This window comes from Kribbella sp. NPDC104218, from assembly GCF_055584105.1.
In genome coordinates, this window is sequence record NZ_JBVJMQ010000002.1 from 1,907,517 (window position 1) to 1,928,489 (window position 20,973).

Genomic DNA, 20,973 nt, shown 5'->3' on the forward strand with positions numbered 1-20,973 from the left:
AGTGCCCACGCGACGATGTCAAAACGCCGCCAGCGGCTCCGACTGAGAGCTGACCGCACCGAAAAGGAGAAGATCATGCGCAAGCTCATCCACTGGGTCCACACCTCGGTCGACGGGTTCATCGACGGGCCGAACGGGGAGTTCGATTGGCCGGCGATGGGGCCGGGGCTCTCGGCGTACTCCGAGGGCCTGGGCAAGGCTGTGGACACGCTGCTGTTCGGTCGTCCGGTCTGGCAGATGATGGTCGCCTTCTGGCCGGACGCCGAAGCCCACACCGACGACCCGCACGTCGCAGCGTTCGCGCCGTTTTGGCGGGCGACGCCGAAGGTGGTGTTCTCGCGCGACTATGCGGGTGACGAGTGGGCGTCGCGGGTGATCCGCGGCGATCTGGCGACGGAGGTCGGTGCGCTGAAGGCCGAGCCGGGTGGGGATTTGCTGCTGACCGGCGGCTCCGCGCTCGCCGGGGCACTGGCCGAGCTGGGGTTGATCGACGAGTTCCACATCGCCGTCCACCCGGTCGTGCTAGGCGGCGGGCGGCCGCTGTTCGCGCACCCGGCCGCGCGCGGGCACCTTCGGCTGATCGACACCGCGGTGGTGGACGGCCAGATCGTGGTCTCGCACTACCGGCCGGCGGTGTCAGCGGATCGGTACGACGGCTGAGGCTTCGGTGGCGATGTCGGAGGAGCCGGGGAAGCCGGGCGGTTGGAAGGGGAGCTGCACGGTTGAGGTGAGCTGGACGGTCACCGTTGTTCCGGTGACGTCGGCGGACCAGTCGAGGCCGTCGAAACGGTTGCTGGCGGCAACTTGGTCGAGGTACTCCGCGGTCAGCCGGCGGGCCTGCTCGGGATCGAGCTCGGCGTTGCCGCCGGCGGCCGGCTGGGCGTAGATCGCGGCCAGGCCGTTGGCCGCGGCGAGGACGGCGCCGTCCGCGGTGGCGTCGAGGTCGCGGCGGACCAGGAAGACCTTGGAGATGTCGGTGACGACGACGATCAGCAGCAGGATGACGAAGGTGAAGCCGATGATCAGCACGGTCATCTGGCCTTGCTCGTCACGGCGCGGGCGGCTCATCCGTCGCCCTTGGCTTCGCGGTAGTCGCCGTACGGCTCGGTGTGTTCGGAGCTGATCCGGATCGCCGGGGGCTCGCCGCCGAGCGCGTCGGGGATCAGCGGCAGCCGCACCCTCGTCTCGAGGGTGACCGTCACCGTCGAGCCAGGCTGCAGACAGGCCGGGTTGCAACTGATCGACAGCTCACCCGGCGACAGCTCCATCCCCTGGTCCTTCATCGCCAGCTTCGCCGCCTCGAACGCGCGCGCTCGCGCCTCCTGCTCGGTCAACCCGTCCGGCACGATGATGAACGCCCGCCCGGCCGCCCGAGTCGCCGCCGTCGCGCCGTACGACGCCCGCTGCACATCGAAAACCCCCAGCAGCACATAGATCAACGGCACCATCAACAGCAACGCCAACCAGGAGAACTCCACCACCGCACTCCCCCGCTCCTCGCGTCGGCGGGTCATTCGCCGGTCTCCTTGATGGCATGGCCGGAGACGCTGAACTCGACGGCCGGGCCCCAGAGACCGAGGGCGGGCATATGGGCCCGGACGGTCACCTCGACGCCAGGCTGGCCGTCGATGTCGGTGGCACTCGCTTCGACGGCGTCCACCAGGCGGTCGTTCACGACACCGCTGATCAGCTCGCGCGTCCGCGCTTGGCCGTCGCCGGGGTCGCGGTTCAGGACGGCGGCGTAGTGGGCGCCCTCCGACGCGGCCGCGGTTACCGTGTTCCGCACGTAGAGATAGAGGCCGACCTGCAGGATGCCGAGGAACAACGGCACCACGAGCATCGAGACCAGCACGAAGTCCACGACCGCGGAACCACGGTCGTCGCGAACTCGGCTGGTCAGGCGCACCGGTCTACTTGTTGCCGACGGAGTCCAGCGCCTTACGCAGCATCGCCTCGAGTTGCTCGCCGGCGAGTGTCCAGATCCCGATCACCAGACCGGCCGTCATCACCGTGATCAGCACCCAGCCGGGTACGTCACCGCGCTCCTTGCGCGCGGGTCGCGACGTCGTCAGCGCCACGAGCATTCTCGTCATCAACAGGGACATGGTTTCTCCTCGATTCATCCGGCGATCAGCCGGATTCCGACAGCGCCCGGGTAGAAGGCGAAGGCGATGGTGACCGGCAGCACCAGGAAGATCACCGGGACCATCATGGCGACCTCGCGCCGGGCGCCCGACTCGATCAGCTCGCGCCGACCGGCCTCACGAATATCGCCGGCCTGCGCCCGCAGTACGTCGGCGAGCGGCGTCCCCCGCTCGAGCGCCACGGCCAAACCATCAGCGAAGCGGGACAGGGCCAGCAGGCCGGTGCGATCCGCGAGCGCATCCAGCGCGCGGACGAGCGTTTCGCCCGCGCGGGTCTCGGCCAGGACCCGTTTCAGCTCGTCGGCCAGGTCACCTCGGCAGGACCGCGCGACCCGGTCGAGCGCGGCGGCCGGGCCTTCTCCGGCCGCGACCGACAGCGCGAGCAGCTCGGCCACGGTCGGCAGCTCGGCGAGCAGCCGCCGCTCCCGGTTCCGCACCTGGGTGCTCAGGTAGGTGTCCCGGGCAAGGACTCCGAGGACGCCGAGCAACGCACAGAAGACCAGCATGCCGATCGGGTTGCCGACGCCGAGTGAGACGGCGATCAGCGAGACGATCAGACCCGCGCCGAACAACGCCGTCCCCCACAGCAGCTGCTCGATCCGGAACTCCTCGACCGTGCGCTCCAGGCCGGCCCGCGCGAGCCGCCGCCGGATCGACGACGCGCCGCCGAGCAACCGCTCCAGCCGCTGGGCGCCCGAGCGCAGCGACGGCCCGAACAACCGCAGGATCGCGTAGAACGGCGAGCCCGAATCCGCGACGCCGAGGAACACCTCGGAGCCGCCGAGATCGCGCAGGTACGGCGAGATCCGGTCGTCAGCCGTGGGTTTGCGCAGGAACGGCAACCGGCGGACGACGACCACCAGGCCGAGGCCGAACAGCGCGCCGAGGACGCCGCCGAGCAGGATCGGGCTCATCGCAGCACCCGCTCGGGCTCGGGCAACCGGCCGATCCGCAGCATCAACCGGTACGCGAACACGCAGATGACCGCGCCCGCGCCGATGATGATCGCGCCGACCGGCGAGTTGTACCGCTCGATGACATCGCCCTGGAAGGACAGCAGCGCCAGCACCAGCCAGGGCGCGGCGACCGCGACGCGGGCGCCGTTCACCGACCAGGACTGTCGAGACTCCAGCTCGGATCTCGTCCGCGCGTCGTCGCGCAGGAACGTCGACAGGGAGCGCAGCAACCGGCCGAGATCACCGCCGCCGACCTCACGCGCGATCCGCAACGCCTCGATCACCCGGTCACCGACCGGATCGGCCAGCCGCTCCTTCAACCGGTCCAGCGACTCGGCGAAGCGGCCGGTCGAGGCGTAGTCCGCCCCGAACCGACGGAACGGCTCGCGCAGCGGCAACGGCCCGCGCTCACCGACCTGCGCCAGCGCCTCGGACAGCGACAACCCGGCCCGGACGGCGGACGCGATGTTGTCGACCACATCCGGCCAGAGCTCGCGGAACTCGGCCAGCCGCCGCCGGGCCCGGCTCTTCACCAGAGCGATCGGCGCGGCGCCGGCCATCAGCCCGAAGACGGCGCCGATCGGCAGCGCGCCCGAGACCGCGAACATCAGCACGAACCCGAGCAGACCGGTGATCAGGCAGGCGCCGATGAAGGCCCCTGGTGTCACGCCCTCCACGCCGGCGCTCGCGAGCAGCTCCCGGCTGCGGCTGATCAGCCGGCCGTCCTGCGGTGGCCGACTCTCCGCCGGCGCCACGAACGTCGCGATGATCAGCAGCAAACCGATCCCGAAGAACAACCCGAGCAGCAACCCCATCAGCCGACACCTCCGGGCAGCTCGGTCAGCAGACCGGCCAGGTTGTACCCGGCCTGCTGGAACCGCTCGGGATGCGGCAGCTGCCCCTCGGCCCGGCGCAACCGGCCGTCGACCGTGCCGAACAGGGTCTCGGTCTCGATCGCCTGCTCCTCGATCCGGCCGCTGACCGCCAGGATCTCGCGCACGCGACGGCGTCCGTCGGCCCCGACCCCGAGGTGGACGACGAGGTCCACACAGCCGGCCACCGTCGGCAGCACGAATCGGGAACCGATGTTCTCGCCCGCGAGCAGCGGCAGCGTGCACATCTTGGTCAGCGCCTCGCGCGCCGAGTTGGCGTGGATCGTGCACATACCGGGCAGGCCCGAATTCAGCGCGAGGAGCAGGTCGAGACACTCCTCACCGCGAACCTCGCCGACGATCACCCGGGACGGCCGCATCCGCAGCGACTCCTTGACCAGATCCCGCAGGCGGACCTCGCCGGTGCCCTCGAGCCCGGCCTGCCGGGTCTGCATGGAGACCCAGTCCGGGATCGGGAGCTTGATCTCGAAGACTTCCTCACAGCTGATCACCCGCTCGCTGCCCGGGATCGAGCCGGCCAGCGCGTTCAGCATGGTGGTCTTACCGGCCTGCGTGCCGCCGGAGACCAGGATGTTCAGCCCGACGGCTACCGCGGCGTCCAGGACGGCGGCCGCGTGCGGAGTCAGGGAGCCGAGCTGGACCAGGTCGGTCAGCCGGGTGGCGCGGACGGTGAATTTGCGGATGTTGATCGCCGCGTAGCGCTGGGTGATGCCGCCGAGGACGATGTGCACGCGGCTGCCGTCGGGCAGCCGGGCGTCGGTGAACGGCTGCGAGACGTCGATCCGGCGTCCGGTGGTCTTCAGCATCCGCTCGACCAGGTCGCTGACCTCCTCCTCGGTCAGCACCGTCGTGGTCAGCTCGTGCCGGCCGTCACGGGCGATGAAGACCCGGCTCGGCTCGTTGATCCAGATCTCCTCGACCTTCGGGTCGTCCAGGTAGCGCTGCAGCGGGCCGAACCCGGCGACCCGGTCGTGCACCTCGCGGCTGACCGCCTCCAGATCGCCGATCGGCGGTACCACGCCGGTCAGACTGCGCTCGTCGTACTCCCGGACGACGGTCGCGACGATCGCATTGACGGCCGCCGGATCGCGGAGCGGGTCGATCCCCTCCCGGCGGACGACGTCGCGCACCTGGGCGTCGATGAGCTCGACGGCGCCGTCCCAGCCCGCCCGGCGCGGGGCAAGTCTGTCGGCTGTCATCGGTCTCCCCGTGTGTGTCCCGTCCGGCGACCACATGCGGTCACCATGCGCGACCATCCTTTCAACCCCGGGGCACCTCGCGCCACCGGCTCACGGCTGCCTGTGGATAACCGTGACATGCGAAAGGCTCACCGAGCGTATCCACGCCGGGACGGCCCGGTCCAGAAAGTTGCACCTTGCTGCAGGAGCGGTTGAGCGCTCAGCGATGGACGAGCGTGTGCTCGAAGGAGTAGCGGCTGGCGCGGTAGAGATGCGACCCGAACTCGACCGGCTGGCCGTGGTCGTCGTACGTGATCCGGGTGGTGGCGAGCAGCGGGTGGCCGGGATCCTCGGCGAGCAGCCGGGCCTGCTCCGGGGACGCCGGGACGGCGGAGATGGTCTGGTGCGCGACCTTGAGCCGGACGCCCTCAGCGCGGAGCAGCTGGTAGAGACCTCGCTCGGCCAGCGTGGTCGGGTCTGTCTCCAGCAGGTCCGGCGGCAGCCAGTTACGCATCAGGGCCAGGGGCTCACCGTCCGCCCGGCGTAGCCGCTCCAGACGCAGTACGCGGTCCCCCACCTCACAGAGCAGCGCTGAAGCCACATCTGCGGTGGCTGGTGCGATGCCGAACCGCAGTACCTCGGTCTCCGGTTTGCGGTGTGCTGCGGACAGGTCGTCGTACAGGCTGGTCAGCTCGAGCGAACGGCGTACCTGGCCGGAGCTGCCGACCACCTGGGTGCCGACGCCGCGTTTGCGGACCAGAAGGCCCTGGTCGACCAGTCTGGCGATCGCCTGCCGCACTGTGGGCCGGCTGAGCCCGTACGCCTCCGCGAGGTCCACCTCGTTGCTGAGGCGAGAGCCGACCGGTAGCTCGCCGCCCTGGATTGCCGCCTCGAGCTGCTGTGCCAGCTGGACGTGCAACGGCGTACGGCTACTCCGGTCAACCTGGACCTGCACGGTGTTCATGCGGACATCCTGAGGCCTGCACCGTGATCAGTCGACCCACCACGGTGATTTGATCAGATCGCCCCCGGCCGATCAGGAGGTCCGGATGGCGGTCCGGCCGTATCTGCCGGAGCGCGCGTGCGGCAGGATGACGGCTTCCAATTCATCCGCCGGCCCGCTCGGGGGGCTGTGCTGGCAGTACGGCTGAGATGAGGACACGTATGGAACCGCTGCGGATCGGGATCCTCGGCGCTGCCCGGATCGCCGGGCGCGCGATCGCCGAGCCGGCCCGGCTGACCGGGGCCCGGCTGGTCGCCGTCGCCGCCCGCGACCGGGATCGGGCCGCGGCCTTCGCGGCCGAGCACGGAGTCGAGCGCGTCCACGCGACGTACGACGACGTGCTGGCCGACCCCGAGGTCGAGGCCGTCTACAACCCGCTGGCCAACGCGCTGCACGGCCCGTGGAACCTGAAGGCGCTTGCCGCGGGCAAGCACGTGCTCACCGAGAAACCCTCGGCCAGCAACGCGACCGAGGCAGTGGCGGTGCGCGACGCTGCCGCGGAGCGCGGACTGGCCGTGATGGAGGGCTTCCACTATCTGTTCCACCCGGTCACCCGGCGGCTGCACGAGCTGCTGGCCAAGGGCGAGCTGGGTGAGCTGCAGCACGTCGAGACCACGATGGTGATGCCGCCGCCCGCCGACGACGACCCGCGCTGGTCGCTGCCGCTCGCGGGAGGCGCGCTGATGGACGTCGGCTGCTACGCACTGCACGCGCAGCGCACAATCGCGCCCTGGGCGGGCGGTGCGCCGCGTCTGGTCAGTGCACGGGCCGGTGAGCGCAAGCGGCTGCCCGGCGTGGACGAATGGCTGAACGCCGACCTGGAGTTCCCCAACGGCGCCACGGGTGCGGTGCGGACGAGCATGGGCGCGGAAACACTCGAATTCAGCTGCAAGCTGGTCGGCACCCGCGGCGAGGCATTCGCGCCCAGCTTCGTACTGCCGCACCAGGACGACCGAGTGATCGTTACAACCAAGGAAGACCATTGGGTCGAGCACCTCGGCCGCAAGTCGTCGTACGCATACCAGCTGGAGGCCTTCGCAGCCCACCTGCGCAACGGCGCCCCACTACCAACCGACGCGGACGACGCCGTCGCCACGATGGAGCTGATCGACGCGGCATACATAGCAGCAGGCCTCTCACCTCGCCCCTCGCAGTAGCCCCCAAGGAGGTCCCGGCGGGGGATTCGGGCAGCAGCCGAATCCCCGCCCGACTAGGCTTCCAGGAGCTTTCTTCGATATATCGAAGAAATAAGCAACTTGGAGGGGAAAATATGCGTAAGTACGTCCGGTCCGCCCTCGCGCTCACCGCGGGGGTGACGCTCCTGGCAGCCACTGTCCCGTCGGCCCAGGCCGGCACCACCTACTACGCCCAGATCAGGAACTCGGCGAGCGGACTCTGCCTTCAGGAACTGCCCGGTGCCGCAGTCGCGATGCGGGTCTGCAACGCGAACGACAACGACCAGAAGTGGGAGTGGTCGAGTCCCGACTTCTCGGGAAAGTTGTGGAATCGCTCGACCGGGCACTGCCTCGACAGCAACGGCACGACGGTCTACGCCATCGCCTGCAACGATGACGGCTACCAGCGGTGGGTCTACGTCAACGGCGGATACATCGCGCACGGCCTCACCCAGAAGAACCTTGCGAGCGACCCCAGCCCTGGCGTCCACATCAGGCCGCACAACACGAGCCTCACCCAGAAGTGGTACTGATCCTCAGGTCTCTTGAGGGTTCGGTTCGCCAGGTGGTTCCGTTGTTGGCGCTGTAGAGGGCGGCGCCGGTGGGTAGGGGGTTGGCGTCGTTGTGGGCGAGGCCGTAGCAGCCGGTGGTTGCGGTGGTCTTGATGACGATGGCGAACTGCTCGCGGGGGGCTGCTGGGGCGTTGAGCTGGACTGTCTGCTGCTGGGGTGACCAGCTCACCTCAGCAGCAGGCACGGTTCGGGTGGCGACTGCTGCGCCTGGGGTGCCGTCAGGGTTGAGGCGGGTGACGGTGAGGGTGAGGGGGCCGTTGGGGTGGCCGGACTGGAAGGTTGTGTAGGTGACGGACTTCAGGTGGCCGGCGCCTGGGGTGAAGGTTTGGGCGCGGGCGATGGACCGGGTGATGTCGCAGTAGGTGTGGAAACCTTCGTCGCCGGATGACGTGGTGGGGCGCTTGGCGGTGGTGAGGTCGTAGCGGGTGCCGCATTCGAGGGGTTGGATGGCGCCGTCCGCTGTGAAGCGCAGGGGTTCCCAGTGGTGCTTGGCTAGGGCTTCGTTGGGGGCGCCGTTGTTCCAGAGGTCGCTTTGGTAGAGGTAGGTGCCGCCGGGGAGTTCAGCGACGTCGGCAGGTTGGCCGCCGCAGGAGTTCGTGCTGATCTTGACGCCGCGGACTGCGACCGGCGGTGCGTTCCAGGCCGACAGGTCGCCGCTGAAGTCGTCGGCGAACAGAACGGTGCCGTCTGCCGCGGTGACGCGGACGTCGTCGAACAGTGCGCTCTCACCGTCGTTACCGCCGCTCTGGCGGAAGCCGATCCGTCCGGTCGCGTACGTCGCGTCTGTCGTCGTGTCGACGAGCACGTCGTTCACCCAGGTCCGGATCGTCGAGCCGACCACCTCCGTCCGGACGGCGTACGGCAGGCCGCCGACGATCGCCATTGGCGTCTTCACAACCTCAAGCCGCTGCACAGCGCCGCCGCGGTAGACGATCTTCGTCAGGTTGCCACCCTCGGCTCCGGGATGGGCGTAGTTACCCAAGAGCCATTGGTAGCCAGTCCCACCATCAGTCGCCCGAAAAGTCCAGCCGGCTTGGGCATAGCTACCGCCGCCGCCGGTCTGCAGCGGTGTGGTCTTGAACGTCAGGTCGTAGTCAGCCCACGCCGCACCAGCCTTGCTGAGGCCGACACCGCCGCCGTTCGCGTGTAGCGCCTGGTTCTCGATCTGCCAAGCCGCATCGGCCGTGCTACCGACCCATGGCCCCAACGGGCTGGTTGCGCGGAAGTACGACGTCCCGGTCGTGCAGTAGCCGCAGTTCGGGTCCGACAGGGTCAGGTAGTAGCTGCCGTTGCGTTTGAACATGGACGGCGCTTCCGTAGACCGGACGCCGAGCCGGACGTGCTGCCCGGTACCGGTCCGGTACGACGCGTCCAGCTTCTCCACGATGATGTCGCCACCGGCGCGCCAGTCCGTGTACGCGAGGTACGCCGTACCGTCGGAGTCGCGGAACAGGTCGTGGTCGCCGTTGTTCACCCCGGGCGGGATGTCGTTGTTGACGGCGAGCGTCGGCAGCGGCTGCTCGGTGAACGGACCGGTCGGGCGGTTCGACGTGAACACGTGATAGCCGACACCGACGTCGTACGAGTTGATCCACAGCACGTACTTGCGCGTGGCCTCGTTGTACATCACATGCGGGCGGTAGCACCCGTACGTCGAGCCGTTGCACCGTTGCTGCCACGCGGACGTCGTACCGTCGAACAGGAAGCCCTCGTCGACCCAGCTGCGCAGGTCGGTCGAGCTGTAGGCCTTGAACCCGCAGAACGGCGTACCGGCACGGTTCCACTCGTAGCCGCAGCCGTAGCTCGTCCCGTACAGGTAGTACCGGGAGCCGAACCGCCGGATCTCGCCATCGTGCGCGTCCACCGCGTCACCGCCCGGGACGAATCGCACGGTCGGGCCGGCCGCATCACCATTGATGATCGTGAGTGGCTGGTCCGGCCTTGCGGCAACGGCAGTCGTCGGCATCAATACGCCGAGCAGGGCGACGAGGGCTGCGATTCGTCCGTTCACCCGACCGACGGTGGCGGTACGGCGTACCAGGGGTCAACGTCCCTGACCGGCATCGGCCAGGGACGTCGCCCGCCGGTGGTTCAGTCGTGCGTCGGGAAGCCCAGGTTGATCCCGCCGTGGCTCGGGTCGAGCCAGCGCGAGGTGACGACCTTCGTCCGGGTGAAGAAGTGCACGCCGTCCATACCGTGCGCGTGGGTGTCGCCGAACAGCGAGTTCTTCCAGCCGCCGAACGAGTAGTACGCCATCGGGACCGGGATCGGGACGTTGATCCCGACCATCCCGACCTCGACCTCGTTCTGGAAGCGGCGGGCCGCGCCGCCGTCGTTGGTGAAGATCGCCGTGCCGTTGCCGTACGGGTTCGAGTTCACCAGGTCGAGCGCCGCGTCGTACGACGGCAGCCGGAGCACCGAGAGCACCGGACCGAAGATCTCGTCGGTGTAGATCGACATCTCCGGGGTGACCTTGTCGAACAGCGTGGGGCCGAGCCAGAACCCGTCCGCGCCGCCGTCGAAGTCGCCCGCGCGGCCGTCGACCACCAGCTCCGCGCCCTCGTCGACACCGGCGGCGACGTATCCGGAGACCTTGTCCCGGTGCGCGCCGGTGACGAGCGGGCCCATGTCGCAGGAGCGCGTGCCGTCGCCGGTCTTCAGCTTCGCCATCCGCTCGGAGATCTTCGCGATCAGCTCGTCGGCGATCGGCTCGATCGCGACCAGCGCCGAGATCGCCATACAGCGCTCACCCGCCGAGCCGAAACCCGCGTTCACCGCGGCGTCGGCGGCCAGGTCGAGATCGGCGTCCGGCAGCACGATCATGTGGTTCTTCGCGCCGCCGAGCGCCTGGACGCGTTTGCCGTTCCGGGTGCCGTTCTCGTAGACGTACTTCGCGATCGGCGTCGAACCGACGAACGAGACCGACTTGATGTCGGGGTGCTCGAGCAGCCGGTCGACGGTCTCCTTGTCGCCGTGTACGACGTTGACGACGCCGTCCGGCAGGCCGGCCTCCTTCCACAGCTCGGCCATCGCGTTCGCCGCCGACGGGTCCTTCTCGGACGGCTTGATCACCACGGCGTTACCGCAGGCGACCGCGATCGGTACGAACCACATCGGCACCATCGCCGGGAAGTTGAACGGCGAGATGACCGCGCTGACGCCGAGCGGCTGCCGGATCGAGTACACGTCGACCTTGGTCGAGACGCCCTCGCTGAAACCGCCCTTGAGCAGATGCGGGATCCCGCAGGCGAACTCGATCACCTCGAGACCGCGGGTGACCTCGCCGACGGCATCCGACAGGACCTTGCCGTGCTCGGCGGTGATCAGGGCCGCGATCTCCTCCTTCCGCTCGTTGACGAGCTGGCGGTAGGCGAACAGCACCTGCGCGCGCTTGGTCAGCGACGTCGCCGCCCAGGCCTTCGAGGCCTCGTGGGCGACCTTCACGACCTCGTCGACGGTGGCCGCGGAGGCCAGGTCGAGCTGCCCGGTGACGGCGCCGGTGGCCGGGTTGTAGACGTCGCTCGTACGCTCGGCGACGCCCGCCCACGAGCTGCCGCCGACCAGGTGGGTGATGCGCTTGATGTCAGTACTCACAGTGTTTCCCTTTCAGCTTCAGCCGAGCACGGTGCGGCGGTCGGCAAGATCGACGGCGACGGGCTGCCCGGTGCTCAGCGAGGCGACCCCCGCCTCACAGACCGCGGCCGCCGCGTAGCCGTCCCACGCGCTCGGCCCATCGATCTCACCACGGCCGGCGGCGTCGATCCAGCGCTGGACCTCGATGTCGTAGGCCAGGTCGAAACGGACCCGGAAGTCGTCGGGGACGACGCCGCCCCAGTGACCGGCCGCCCGGGTGACGACACCCGAGCCGAGCCCGATCGTCGCGCTGCCGCGCTCGGCGACGGCCTCGCACCGGACCTCGTAGCCGACCTGGAAGTTCACGAAGACCTCGACGTCGGCCATCGCGCCGTTGGCCATCTCGAAGACCGCGAACTGCGGATCGAGGACGCCGTCCGGTACCGCGCCGGTCGGCTTCGGGGCGTGCACGGTGATCCGGCTGATCTCGGAGCCGAACAGCCACCGGGCCACGTCGACCTCGTGGACCATCGAATCCCGGACGATCATCTCGCTGCGGAAGCCGGGCCCGTTCGCCTTGTTGCGGTGCACGTTGTGCAGCAGCAGCGGCCGGCCGAGCTCCCCGGAGTCGAGCAGCTGCTTGAGCGCGGCGTACTCCGGGTCGAAGCGGCGCATGAAGCCGACCTGGATCAGCGTCCGGCCGAGTTTGTGCTCGGCCTCGACGACCTGCAGCGAGGACGCGGCGTCCATCGTCAGCGGCTTCTCGCAGAGCACCGGTTTGCCGTGCTCCAGGCAGGCGAACAGCTGCTCCGCATGGGCGAACCCGGGCGACGCCAGGATCACGGCATCCACCTCCCGGGCGCCGATCAGCTCGAGCGGGTCGGCGATCACCCGGACCGCGCCGCCGCTGGACAATCGGCCCGCGAGCTCCTCGGCGCGCGCGGTGTCCGGGTCCGACACCGCGACCAGGCGCGCGCCGGAGATCCGCCGGACGATCCGCTCGGCGTGATCCGCGCCCATGGCGCCGACCCCGACGATGCCGATCCGCAGATCGCTCATTCCTGCTCCTTCTCCCCTGCGGGGTTCTTCTCGACCGGATCCGCCGGCGCGAGATCGCGCAACTCGTGGCTGAGCGCCTCGAGCTCGGACCCGCCGGCCATCTCGGTGGTCAGCTGCTCCAGCGTGATGTCGGCGCGGTGCGTGTCCAGCGCGACGCGGCCGAGTTTCAGCACGACGAAGTGGTTGCCGACCAGGTACGCGTGGTGCGGGTTGTGGGTGATGAAGATGACGCCGATCCCGGCGTCCCGGGCCTTCACGATGTACTTCAGCACGACGCCGGACTGGTTCACGCCGAGCGCCGCGGTCGGCTCGTCGAGGATCAGCACCTTGGCGCCGAAGTGGATCGCGCGGGCGATCGCGACGCACTGCTTCTGACCGCCGGACAGCTTCCCGACCGGCTGCTCCAGGTTGGGGATCGAGATCCCCATCTTGGTCAGCTCCTCCTGGGCGATCCGCTTCATCGCCGCGACGTCGAGCTGTTTGAACGGGCCCTTGGTGAGCTCGTTACCGAGGAAGAAGTTCCGCCAGACCGACATCAGCGGCGCCAGCGCGAGATCCTGGTAGACGGTCGCGATCCCGCTGTCCAGCGACTCGCGCGGTGAGGAGAAGTGCCGCTCCTCGCCGTTCACCGACATCCGGCCCGAGGTGTAGTCGTGCAGCCCGGCGACGATCTTGATCAGCGTCGACTTACCGGCGCCGTTGTCCCCGAGCACACAGGTGATCTCGCCCTGCCGCACCGACAGCGACACACCACGCAGCGCATGCACATTCCCGTAGCTCTTACCGACGTCCTCGAGCAGGACGATCGGCGTGTTCGGGCTGGTCGTCGCCTCGTCCGCGAAGCTCTGCGTGGTGCTCATCGTGCCTCCGCCTTGCTCCGAACGACCAGGTTGACGATCGTGGCCAGCAGCAGCATCACGCCGAGGAACGCCTTGAACCAGTCCGCGTTCCAGCCGGCGTAGACGACGCCGAGCTGCACCATGCCGAAGATCAGCGCGCCGACCGCGCCGCCGACCACCGAGCCGTAGCCGCCGGTCAGCAGACAGCCGCCGACCACCGCGGCGATGATGTAGAGGAACTCCTTGCCGACGCCCTCACCGGACTGGACGACGCCGTTCTGCACGAACAGCAGCTGCATCCCGGTGAACCAGGCGAAGAAGCCGACCGTCATGAACAGCCCGATCTTCACCTTCTTCACCGGGACGCCGACCGCCCGCGCGGCCGCGGCGTCCCCGCCGACGGCGAAGATCCAGTTACCGATCTGGGTCTTCAGCAGCACCCAGGCGGCGATCGCCACGAACACGATCCACCAGACGATGATGATCTTGATCGTGATCCCGCCGAGTTTGAACTCGGAGGCGAAGATCGCCTTCGCGGCGTTGAAGCCGTCCATGTCGCTGATCGAGTTCGACGCGACGGCGCCCGAGGTGAGCCGGGTGACCGCGAGGTTCACACCTTGCAGGATGAAGAAGGTGCCCAGCGTCACCAGGAAGCTGGGCAGCCCGGTTCGCATCAGCAGCCAGCCGTTGAACGCGCCGACGGCGACCGAGACGACCAGCGCCAGCAGGATGCCGGCCCACACGTTCAGGCTGAGCTGGTAGGCGAAGATCCCGGCGGTCAGCCCGGACGTCGTCACCGCGACACCGGCCGACAGGTCGAACTCACCGCCGATCATCAGCAGCGCGACCGGCACCGCCATCACTCCGATCAGCGCGGCGCCGTACAGGATCGTGCCGGTGTTGTTGATATCGCGGAACGGCGGTGCGGCGATCAGGAAGAACACCAGGATGACCGCCGCGCCGACCAGCGATCCGATCTCCGGCCGGCTCAGCAACCGGGCCCCGACGGAGCGCGCGGCGACGCGGTCGTCCGCCGTGGCGGGTGAAGTGATGGTCGATGCCATGCCGCTACCTCAGCGCGTCCCGGCGGCGGCGTACTTCTCGACGGCGTCGATATTCGACTTGTCGATGAAGGCCGGTCCGGTCAGGGTGGCCTCGCCGCCGCCGATGGTGTCGCCGTTGGTCTTGTAGAGCCAGAGCGCGTCGATCGCCAGGTAGCCCTGCAGGTACGGCTGCTGGTCGACGGCGAACTGGACGGTGCCGTCCTTGACCGCCTTGGCCATCTCCTTGCTCATGTCGAAGCTGCCGATCTTGGCCGCCGAACCGGCGTCCTTGGCGGCGGTGACCGCGGTCAGCGCGATCCCGGCGTTCAGCGCGACGACGTAGTCCGCGGCCTTGTCCTGCTGCAGCTTCGAGGTCAGCGTCGCCTGCGTGGCGGGCTGGTCGGTGCCGTTGACGTTGACGTTCTCGACGGCGCCGAGCCGGTCCTTGATGCCCTGGCAGCGGGCCTCGAGACTGACGTTGCCCTGCTCGTGGATGACGCAGATGACCTTCTTGGCGCCGAGCTGCTTGAGCTTGTCACCGGTCGCCTGGCCGGCGATCCGCTCGTCCTGGCCGAAGTAGCCGACCGCGCCGGTGGTCTTCCAGGTGTCCAGGCCGCCGTTCAGGATCGTCACCGGGATTCCCGCCTCGACGGCCTTCTTGACGTTCGGGATGACGGCGTCCGGCTTGCTCAGCGTGACGGCGATCCCGTCGACCTTCGCGTCGATCGCCGTCTGCACCAGGTTCGCCTGGGCGGCGCCGTCGGGGTCGGAGGAGTACTGCAGCTCGACGTTGTCCTTCTTCGCGGCCACCTCGGCGCCGCGCCGGACGATGTCCCAGAAGGTGTCACCCGGACCCGAGTGGGTGATCAGCGCGACCTTCATCCGCGGTGTGTCGGCGACCCCGCTGCCGCTGCCGCCCGAACCCTGCTCCTCCTGCTTGCCCCCGGAGGAACTACATGCGGCCAGCGCCGCGGCGAGCGTGAGCACCGCGCCCGCGGCCACCGCCTTCTTGTGCCACCGAACCATGACTCCAACCAGCCTTTCGAGTGATCCGCGGCCGTTCCGCGGGTTTGGGTTGGGACCAGCGAGTCTCACACTGCTGGCCGTCACAGCGATACGCCACCCCCGTGGGATCTCAGATAGGCCGCGGTCCGCGCCGCGATCGGCAACGGCACCTCCGGCGGGCAGGGATACATGTCCTGCTCGACGATCGCGAACAGGTCGGCGCCGAGCTTCGCCAGCTCGTCGAGCAACGGCGGGAACTCCGGGACGCCGGCCGGCGGCTCGGCCATCACGCCGCGCTCGATCGCCTGGTCGAAACTCAGCTCCTGGCCCTCGATCGCGGCCAGCACCTCGGGATTCACCTGCTTGAGGTGCAGGTAGCCGATCCGCTCCGGGTACTTGCGGATCAGGTCGAGATTGTCACCGCCGCAGTAGCTGATGTGACCGGTGTCGAGACACAGGCCCACATGCTCGGGGTCGGTCTCCTCGAGGAAGCGCTCGACGGTCTGCTGGTTGTCGACGTGGCCATCGGCATGTGGGTGATACTGCAGGCGGACGCCGAACTCCGCCGCGACGCGACGACCGAGCTCCGTCACCTGCTTGCCGTGCGCGGCCTGCGCGGCGTGGTCCAGGCGCTCCTCGACGATGCTGCCGTCGGCGTCCCGCCACATGGAGGGCATCACGACCAGATGCTTCGCGCCCATCGCCGCCGCCAGTTCGGCGGTCGGCGCGACACCCTGCCACGTCGACTCCCAGCCGTCAGGCCGATGCAACTGCTCGAACGTCGTCCCGGCGGTCATCGTCAGGCCACGCTGGTCGAGCTCGGCCTTGAGCTGCTGCGGATCGGTCGGCAGGTAGCCGTAGGGGCCCAGCTCGATCCGCCGGTAACCGGCCGCGACGACCTCGTCGAGGAACCGCGCCCACGGCGTCTGCTTCGGGTCGTCGGCGAACCAGACTCCCCACGAGTCCGGCGCCGTACCGACGTTGATCGCGCCCATGTCAGCCCTCCGCGGGGGTGACGTAGGGCTGCTGGACCTTCTTGCTCTCCTCGTACGCCGCGGCGGCGGCCCGGGTGCTCTCGAGCTCGGAGACCTCGCTGACCGGGACATCCCACCAGGAATCGCTGTCGGGCGCGCCGATCAGCGGATCGGTCGTGACATGGATCGCGATCGGCCCGGTGGCGGCCTTCGCCGTCCCGATGGCCTTCTCCAGCTCGTCGAGGCTGCGGACATCCAGAACCTCGATCCCGAAGCTGCGCACGTTGGCCGCGAGATCGACCGGCAGGTAGTCGCCGTCGAGACGGCCGTCACCGCTGCGTTTGCGGTACGCCGTCCCGAACCGCTGCGAGCCCAGGGACTCCGAGAGCGCGCCGATCGAGGCGAAGCCGTGGTTCTGCACCAGGACGACGATGATCTTCAGGTTCTCCTGGACGGCGGTGGCCAGCTCACTGGACATCATCAGGTACGACCCGTCGCCGACCATGACGAACACGTCGCGCTCCGGCGCGCCGAGCCGGACGCCCAGCCCACCGGCGATCTCGTAACCCATACAGGAGAAGCCATATTCGACGTGGTATCCCTTCGGGTCGCGAGTCCGCCAGAGTTTGTGCAGGTCGCCGGGCATCGATCCGGCCGCGCACACCACCACATCAGACGGCGCCGACAATTCGTTGACGGCGCCGAGGACCTGGCCCTGGGTGAGCAGCCCGTCCGCGAGTTTCGCGGTCACCTCGGCCGGGGGTCCGTAATGGGCCGAAACAGTTCCGTCCCAGTTCCTTGAAAGTTCCGTGCCGTGCGACGTGTACTGGACGTCGACGGACCAGTCGCCAAGTGCGGAGCCCAAGGAAACAAGGGCTTCCCGCGCATCTGCCACGAGAGGGAGGCCGGCATGTTTTGCGCTGTCGAAACGCGCCACGTTGATGTTGAGGAACTTGACCCCCGGCTGCTGGAAGGCGGTCCGGGAGGCGGTGGTGAAGTCGCTGTAGCGGGTGCCGATCCCGATCACCAGGTCGGCCTCGCGGGCCAGCGCGTTCGCCGCCGTCGTCCCGGTCGAGCCGACCGCGCCCATCGCCTGCGGGTGGTCGTAGCGCAGAGATCCCTTACCGGCCTGGGTTTCGGCCACCGGGATACCGGTCTGCTCGGCGAACGCCCGGAGCGCGTCCTCGGCGCCGGAGTAGTGCACACCGCCGCCGGCGACGATCAGCGGCCGCTGCGCGGACCGTAGGAGATCTACCGCCTTGTCGACAATTGATGCTTCCGGCAACGGGCGGGCGACGTACCAGGTGCGCTCGGCGAAGAGCTCCTCGGGCCAGTCGTAGGCCTCGGCCTGCACGTCCTGCGGCAGCGCCAGCGTGACCGCGCCGGTCTCGACCGGATCGGTCAGCACGCGCATCGCGTTCAGCAGCGCCGAGGGGAGCTGCTCGGGGCGCCAGACGCGATCGAAGTACTTCGACACCGGGCGGAAGGCGTCGTTGACCGAGACGTCACCGGCGCCGAAGCTCTCCAGCTCCTGCAGCACGGGGGTCGCCACCCGCGTTGCGAACACATCCGAAGGGAGGATCAGGACGGGCAGCCGATTGATCGTGGCCAAGGCCGCGCCGGTCACCATGTTGGTCGAGCCCGGGCCGACGCTCGCCGTGCAGGCGTAGGTCTGCAGCCGGTCCCGGGTGCGGGCGAAGGCGGCGGCCGTGTGCACCATGGCCTGCTCGTTGCGGGACAGGATGTACGGGAGCGCCGTCGGGTCCTGCAGCTCGGCCTGGAGCAGCGCCTGGCCGACACCGGCGACATTGCCGTGGCCGAAGATGCCCAGGGTGCCGGCGATCAGCCGCTGGCGCACGCCGTCGCGCTCCGAGTACTGGACGCTCAGGAATCGCACCAAGGCCTGCGCGACCGTGAGACGCACCGTCATGACTCTTCTCCTTCAGCTCCGAAAGGCAGGCGCGGGTCGATCTGCTGGCTCGGCCACAACTCACGAACCCAGCCGTGCTGGGGGTCGTCGGTGATCAGCCACTCGCGCTGCGCGCCGGGGCCGGCCATCACGTTCAGGTAGTACATGTCGTAACCAGGAGGCGCCATTGCCGGACCATGCCAACCATGCGGTACCAGGACCAGATCGCCGTTGCGGACCTCCGCGAGGACGTCGATCGGGCGGTCGCCGGTGCCGTACACCCGCTGGTAGCCGATCGGATCGTTGCCCTGGACACCTTCCGGGGCCGCGTCCGAGAGCTGCAGCTCGAAGTAGTAGATCTCCTCGAGCACGCTCTCCTGACCGGGCTTGTGCTCGTCGTGCTTGTGCGGCGGGTAGGAGGACCAGTTCCCGGCCGGGGTGAGCACCTCGCAGGCGATGATCGAGTCGGCGTCCAGGACGCCCGGCGTACCGAAGTTGCGCACCTGGCGTGAGGCGACCCCCGCGCCGCGCAGCTCGGATTCCACCTGCTCGACGCCGATCCGCCGGAAGGGGTAATCGTTGGCGGCTCTTGCGTGCGGGAAGGCGATGCGCGCTCCACCGGCGCTGGTGACGGCGACGGTGACGGCGCGCGGGACGTACGCGAGGTCGGTCGGGCCGGCGAAGACGTCGGCCCGACCGCCGAGCGGCAGCATTTCGCCGTCCACGATCACTTCGGCCGATCCGCTGAGCGGCAGGACGAGGTACTCGCAGTCGCCGGTGGCGAACTCGATCGTCTGGCCGGGGCGGAGCGTCGCGACGTACAGGCCGGTGTGCTCCCAGTCCTGCTCGCCGGGTGTCACCGCGACGTCGAAGCCGTCGCGGGCCGTCGTACCGGCCGGCCTGAACCACTCGGTCATTCGGCGCCTCCGTGAACGAGAGCAGCAGCTTGGTCGACGGCGTAGGCGACGTCGCCGTCCGGCGGGAAGAGCAGTGCGCGGCCGACGACCAGACCGCGGACGGACGGGAGGGTCAGTGCTTTACCCCAGCGTGCATAGGTTTCTTCGGGGGCGACCGTCGGGTCGCCGCCGAGCAGGAGAGTCGGAAGGGTGGTGGCATCCATGACGCGTTCGAGTTCGTCGACGACCGGGAGTTTGAGCCAGGTGTAGGCGCTGGTCGCGCCGAGGCCGGCGGCGATGTGCACCGACTTGATCACCGAGTCGGCGTCCAGGACGTTCGTGACGCGGCCGTCAGTGCGGGTCGACCAGAACGGCTCGACCATCGCCATCAGCTTGTGCTCGGCCAGCTCGGTGACGGCCTTCGCGCTCGCTTCGAGTGTGGCGACCGTGCCGGCGTCGTCCAGGTCGATACGCGTCAGCATCTTGCCGCCGTCGAGCCGGCGAACCGCCAGATCATCAGCACACCCGTACGCCGTGAACCGGTCGTCCAGCTCGAACGCGGCGCCCTGCAATCCGCCGCGGTTCATCGACCCGATGACGACCTTGCCCTCCAACGCCCCCAGGAGCAGCAGATCTTCCAGCACATCCGGCGTCGCCAGCACGCCGTCCACGCCCGGGCGCTCCAGCGCCGTCACCAGCCGCTCGATCAACCCCGGCCGGCTGCCCATCGCGAACCGATCGTCACGTACTCCCAGAGCCCCGCGCGCCGGGTGGTCAGCCGCCACAATCAGCAGCCGCCCATCAGCGCCGACCAACTCCCGAGTCCGCCGCCGCTGCCAGGCCTCCGCGATCCGCTCCGGCCACCGCACCCGAATCTCAGTCAGCTCGGCCAACCGCGCCTGCACGCCACTACCCGACCCCCAAACCTGCCCAGGCGCCTCCACAACCTGCTGCGCAACCTGCTCAACCGGCCGCCCACCTTCCGTAGCCGCATGCCAAGCAACAACCGGCTCACCACCCACCCCCACCTCCGGCACAGGCGGCGCCGCAACCACAGTCACCTCGTCGCCCCCAACCGCAGCCGCGCCACCCCCACCCTGCGCGACACCAGTCACCTCGTCGCCCCCAACCGCAGCCGCGCCACCCCCACCCTGCGCGACACCAGTCACCTCGTCGGGATCAACCGCGGGCCCACCATTCACCGGCTGCACAGCTGCTTGCGCAACCTGCTGCGCCGGTGGCACACCCCCGGCACCCGAAGTCGGCACGAGAACAGTCTCGTCATCCGCCCCCGCCGCCGACACCACAACCGTCGGGTCATTAGCCGCCGCATCGCGGGCAGGTACCACGACCGTCGGGTCGTTAGCCGCCGCATCGCGAGCAGGTACCACGACCGTCGGGTCGTTAGCCGGCACGACGACCGTCGCATCGCCCCCAGGCACAGCAACCGTCGGGTCATCAGCAGAGACGCCGCCGGTCGGGCCGTTGGTCGGAACTACGACCGTCGGATCGTCGGAGCCCGGGCGGTTGACTCGGGCAACGATCGTCGGATCGTTGGGACCAGCCGACCGCCGATGCGCAGGCGCCTCATCCCCCGCTTGCCCAACCACCACCGTCGGATCGTTCGAGCCGGCCGGCCGCCGATGCGCAGGCACCTCGTGGACAGCCTGGCCCACGATCACGGTCGGGTCCGTCGGGCTCACCTCGTGCCCATGCACGACCGTAGGGTCTGTCGGGGCGACTCCACCCGCCTG

Annotated in this window: 21 protein-coding genes; 3 read left to right on the forward strand and 18 right to left on the reverse strand. The window is 69.1% G+C overall.

What is annotated here, in order from left to right; translation table 11 throughout:
• Window positions 1-75 precede the first annotated feature (75 nt).
• Window positions 76-660, forward strand: coding sequence for a dihydrofolate reductase family protein (locus ACZ6ZD_RS24855; RefSeq protein ID WP_465675970.1), 585 nt, complete (start codon window positions 76-78; stop codon window positions 658-660).
• Here ACZ6ZD_RS24855 and ACZ6ZD_RS24860 read toward each other — a convergent pair.
• From ACZ6ZD_RS24860 to ACZ6ZD_RS24895, 8 genes are all read right to left on the reverse strand, one after another.
• Window positions 637-1,068, reverse strand: coding sequence for a pilus assembly protein TadG-related protein (locus ACZ6ZD_RS24860; RefSeq protein WP_465675973.1), 432 nt, complete (start codon window positions 1,066-1,068; stop codon window positions 637-639). The genes ACZ6ZD_RS24855 and ACZ6ZD_RS24860 overlap by 24 nt on opposite strands.
• Window positions 1,065-1,514 (reverse strand): TadE/TadG family type IV pilus assembly protein, encoded by a 450-nt coding sequence (locus ACZ6ZD_RS24865; RefSeq protein ID WP_465675974.1) that lies wholly within the window; start codon window positions 1,512-1,514, stop codon window positions 1,065-1,067. The genes ACZ6ZD_RS24860 and ACZ6ZD_RS24865 overlap by 4 nt, the downstream gene beginning before the upstream one ends.
• Window positions 1,511-1,861: a TadE family protein gene (locus ACZ6ZD_RS24870; protein WP_465675976.1), complete on the reverse strand. Its 351-nt coding sequence runs from the start codon at window positions 1,859-1,861 to the stop codon at window positions 1,511-1,513. Before ACZ6ZD_RS24870 ends, ACZ6ZD_RS24865 begins: the two co-directional genes overlap by 4 nt.
• 49 nt (window positions 1,862-1,910) lie before the next feature.
• Window positions 1,911-2,105, reverse strand: a complete 195-nt coding sequence (locus ACZ6ZD_RS24875; protein ID WP_465675978.1) for a hypothetical protein — start codon at window positions 2,103-2,105, stop codon at window positions 1,911-1,913.
• 14 nt (window positions 2,106-2,119) lie between these two features.
• Window positions 2,120-3,058 (reverse strand): type II secretion system F family protein, encoded by a 939-nt coding sequence (locus ACZ6ZD_RS24880; RefSeq protein ID WP_465675980.1) that lies wholly within the window; start codon window positions 3,056-3,058, stop codon window positions 2,120-2,122.
• Entirely contained in the window at window positions 3,055-3,915 is an 861-nt protein-coding gene (locus ACZ6ZD_RS24885) for a type II secretion system F family protein (protein WP_465675982.1), read from the reverse strand. Before ACZ6ZD_RS24885 ends, ACZ6ZD_RS24880 begins: the two co-directional genes overlap by 4 nt.
• Window positions 3,915-5,192: a CpaF family protein gene (locus ACZ6ZD_RS24890; RefSeq protein WP_465675984.1), complete on the reverse strand. Its 1,278-nt coding sequence runs from the start codon at window positions 5,190-5,192 to the stop codon at window positions 3,915-3,917. The genes ACZ6ZD_RS24885 and ACZ6ZD_RS24890 overlap by 1 nt, the downstream gene beginning before the upstream one ends.
• A gap of 199 nt (window positions 5,193-5,391) precedes the next feature.
• Window positions 5,392-6,135, reverse strand: coding sequence for a GntR family transcriptional regulator (locus ACZ6ZD_RS24895; RefSeq protein WP_465675986.1), 744 nt, complete (start codon window positions 6,133-6,135; stop codon window positions 5,392-5,394).
• Between the two features lie 200 nt (window positions 6,136-6,335).
• On the opposite strand from ACZ6ZD_RS24895, the gene ACZ6ZD_RS24900 reads away from it, so the two are divergent.
• Entirely contained in the window at window positions 6,336-7,331 is a 996-nt protein-coding gene (locus tag ACZ6ZD_RS24900; protein ID WP_465675988.1) for a Gfo/Idh/MocA family protein, read from the forward strand.
• Window positions 7,332-7,444: 113 nt separating this feature from the next.
• Window positions 7,445-7,882: an RICIN domain-containing protein gene (locus ACZ6ZD_RS24905; protein WP_465675990.1), complete on the forward strand. Its 438-nt coding sequence runs from the start codon at window positions 7,445-7,447 to the stop codon at window positions 7,880-7,882.
• On the opposite strand, the gene ACZ6ZD_RS24910 is transcribed toward ACZ6ZD_RS24905, so the two are convergent.
• The 10 genes from ACZ6ZD_RS24910 to ACZ6ZD_RS24955 all read right to left on the reverse strand — a co-directional run bounded on the left by ACZ6ZD_RS24910 (window position 7,863) and on the right by ACZ6ZD_RS24955 (window position 20,124).
• Window positions 7,863-9,932 (reverse strand): family 43 glycosylhydrolase, encoded by a 2,070-nt coding sequence (locus ACZ6ZD_RS24910; RefSeq protein WP_465675992.1) that lies wholly within the window; start codon window positions 9,930-9,932, stop codon window positions 7,863-7,865. The genes ACZ6ZD_RS24905 and ACZ6ZD_RS24910 overlap by 20 nt on opposite strands.
• Window positions 9,933-10,012: 80 nt before the next feature.
• A complete protein-coding gene (locus tag ACZ6ZD_RS24915) occupies window positions 10,013-11,515 on the reverse strand; it encodes a CoA-acylating methylmalonate-semialdehyde dehydrogenase (protein ID WP_465675994.1) in 1,503 nt (500 codons plus the stop codon).
• Between the two features lie 18 nt (window positions 11,516-11,533).
• Window positions 11,534-12,553, reverse strand: a complete 1,020-nt coding sequence (locus tag ACZ6ZD_RS24920; protein WP_465675996.1) for a Gfo/Idh/MocA family protein — start codon at window positions 12,551-12,553, stop codon at window positions 11,534-11,536.
• Window positions 12,550-13,413 carry an ATP-binding cassette domain-containing protein gene (locus tag ACZ6ZD_RS24925; RefSeq protein ID WP_465675998.1) on the reverse strand — a complete coding sequence of 288 codons (864 nt, stop codon included), beginning with the start codon at window positions 13,411-13,413 and terminating at the stop codon, window positions 12,550-12,552. Before ACZ6ZD_RS24925 ends, ACZ6ZD_RS24920 begins: the two co-directional genes overlap by 4 nt.
• Window positions 13,410-14,456, reverse strand: coding sequence for an ABC transporter permease (locus ACZ6ZD_RS24930; protein ID WP_465676000.1), 1,047 nt, complete (start codon window positions 14,454-14,456; stop codon window positions 13,410-13,412). The genes ACZ6ZD_RS24925 and ACZ6ZD_RS24930 overlap by 4 nt, the downstream gene beginning before the upstream one ends.
• 9 nt (window positions 14,457-14,465) lie before the next feature.
• Entirely contained in the window at window positions 14,466-15,461 is a 996-nt protein-coding gene (locus ACZ6ZD_RS24935; protein WP_465676002.1) for a sugar ABC transporter substrate-binding protein, read from the reverse strand.
• 80 nt (window positions 15,462-15,541) lie between these two features.
• The gene (locus ACZ6ZD_RS24940) at window positions 15,542-16,435 is read right to left on the reverse strand and encodes a sugar phosphate isomerase/epimerase family protein (protein WP_465676004.1); all 894 of its coding nucleotides are present in this window, start codon (window positions 16,433-16,435) and stop codon (window positions 15,542-15,544) included.
• 1 nt (window position 16,436) lies between these two features.
• On the reverse strand, window positions 16,437-18,344 hold the full coding sequence (gene iolD / locus ACZ6ZD_RS24945; protein WP_465676006.1) for a 3D-(3,5/4)-trihydroxycyclohexane-1,2-dione acylhydrolase (decyclizing): 1,908 nt from the start codon (window positions 18,342-18,344) through the stop codon (window positions 16,437-16,439).
• A complete protein-coding gene (gene iolB, locus ACZ6ZD_RS24950) occupies window positions 18,341-19,240 on the reverse strand; it encodes a 5-deoxy-glucuronate isomerase (RefSeq protein WP_465676008.1) in 900 nt (299 codons plus the stop codon). The genes iolD and iolB overlap by 4 nt, the downstream gene beginning before the upstream one ends.
• Complete coding sequence (locus ACZ6ZD_RS24955; protein ID WP_465676010.1) at window positions 19,237-20,124, reverse strand: Cgl0159 family (beta/alpha)8-fold protein; 888 nt, start codon at window positions 20,122-20,124, stop codon at window positions 19,237-19,239. The genes iolB and ACZ6ZD_RS24955 overlap by 4 nt, the downstream gene beginning before the upstream one ends.
• Between the last annotated feature and the right edge of the window lie 849 nt (window positions 20,125-20,973).

Excerpts from the sequence above, each read along its gene's own strand:
- ACZ6ZD_RS24875 (WP_465675978.1), bottom strand. The coding sequence starts at position 2,105 with ATGTCCCTGTTGATGACGAGAATGCTCGTGGCGCTGACGACGTCGCGA.
- iolB (WP_465676008.1), bottom strand. The coding sequence starts at position 19,240 with ATGACCGAGTGGTTCAGGCCGGCCGGTACGACGGCCCGCGACGGCTTC.
- ACZ6ZD_RS24925 (WP_465675998.1), bottom strand. The coding sequence starts at position 13,413 with ATGAGCACCACGCAGAGCTTCGCGGACGAGGCGACGACCAGCCCGAAC.
- ACZ6ZD_RS24900 (WP_465675988.1), top strand. The coding sequence starts at position 6,336 with ATGGAACCGCTGCGGATCGGGATCCTCGGCGCTGCCCGGATCGCCGGG.
- ACZ6ZD_RS24885 (WP_465675982.1), bottom strand. The coding sequence starts at position 3,915 with ATGGGGTTGCTGCTCGGGTTGTTCTTCGGGATCGGTTTGCTGCTGATC.
- ACZ6ZD_RS24855 (WP_465675970.1), top strand. The coding sequence starts at position 76 with ATGCGCAAGCTCATCCACTGGGTCCACACCTCGGTCGACGGGTTCATC.
- ACZ6ZD_RS24895 (WP_465675986.1), bottom strand. The coding sequence starts at position 6,135 with ATGAACACCGTGCAGGTCCAGGTTGACCGGAGTAGCCGTACGCCGTTG.
- ACZ6ZD_RS24905 (WP_465675990.1), top strand. The coding sequence starts at position 7,445 with ATGCGTAAGTACGTCCGGTCCGCCCTCGCGCTCACCGCGGGGGTGACG.
- ACZ6ZD_RS24865 (WP_465675974.1), bottom strand. The coding sequence starts at position 1,514 with ATGACCCGCCGACGCGAGGAGCGGGGGAGTGCGGTGGTGGAGTTCTCC.
- ACZ6ZD_RS24920 (WP_465675996.1), bottom strand. The coding sequence starts at position 12,553 with ATGAGCGATCTGCGGATCGGCATCGTCGGGGTCGGCGCCATGGGCGCG.
- ACZ6ZD_RS24930 (WP_465676000.1), bottom strand. The coding sequence starts at position 14,456 with ATGGCATCGACCATCACTTCACCCGCCACGGCGGACGACCGCGTCGCC.
- ACZ6ZD_RS24880 (WP_465675980.1), bottom strand. The coding sequence starts at position 3,058 with ATGAGCCCGATCCTGCTCGGCGGCGTCCTCGGCGCGCTGTTCGGCCTC.
- ACZ6ZD_RS24940 (WP_465676004.1), bottom strand. The coding sequence starts at position 16,435 with ATGGGCGCGATCAACGTCGGTACGGCGCCGGACTCGTGGGGAGTCTGG.
- ACZ6ZD_RS24935 (WP_465676002.1), bottom strand. The coding sequence starts at position 15,461 with ATGGTTCGGTGGCACAAGAAGGCGGTGGCCGCGGGCGCGGTGCTCACG.
- ACZ6ZD_RS24890 (WP_465675984.1), bottom strand. The coding sequence starts at position 5,192 with ATGACAGCCGACAGACTTGCCCCGCGCCGGGCGGGCTGGGACGGCGCC.
- ACZ6ZD_RS24860 (WP_465675973.1), bottom strand. The coding sequence starts at position 1,068 with ATGAGCCGCCCGCGCCGTGACGAGCAAGGCCAGATGACCGTGCTGATC.
- iolD (WP_465676006.1), bottom strand. The coding sequence starts at position 18,344 with ATGACGGTGCGTCTCACGGTCGCGCAGGCCTTGGTGCGATTCCTGAGC.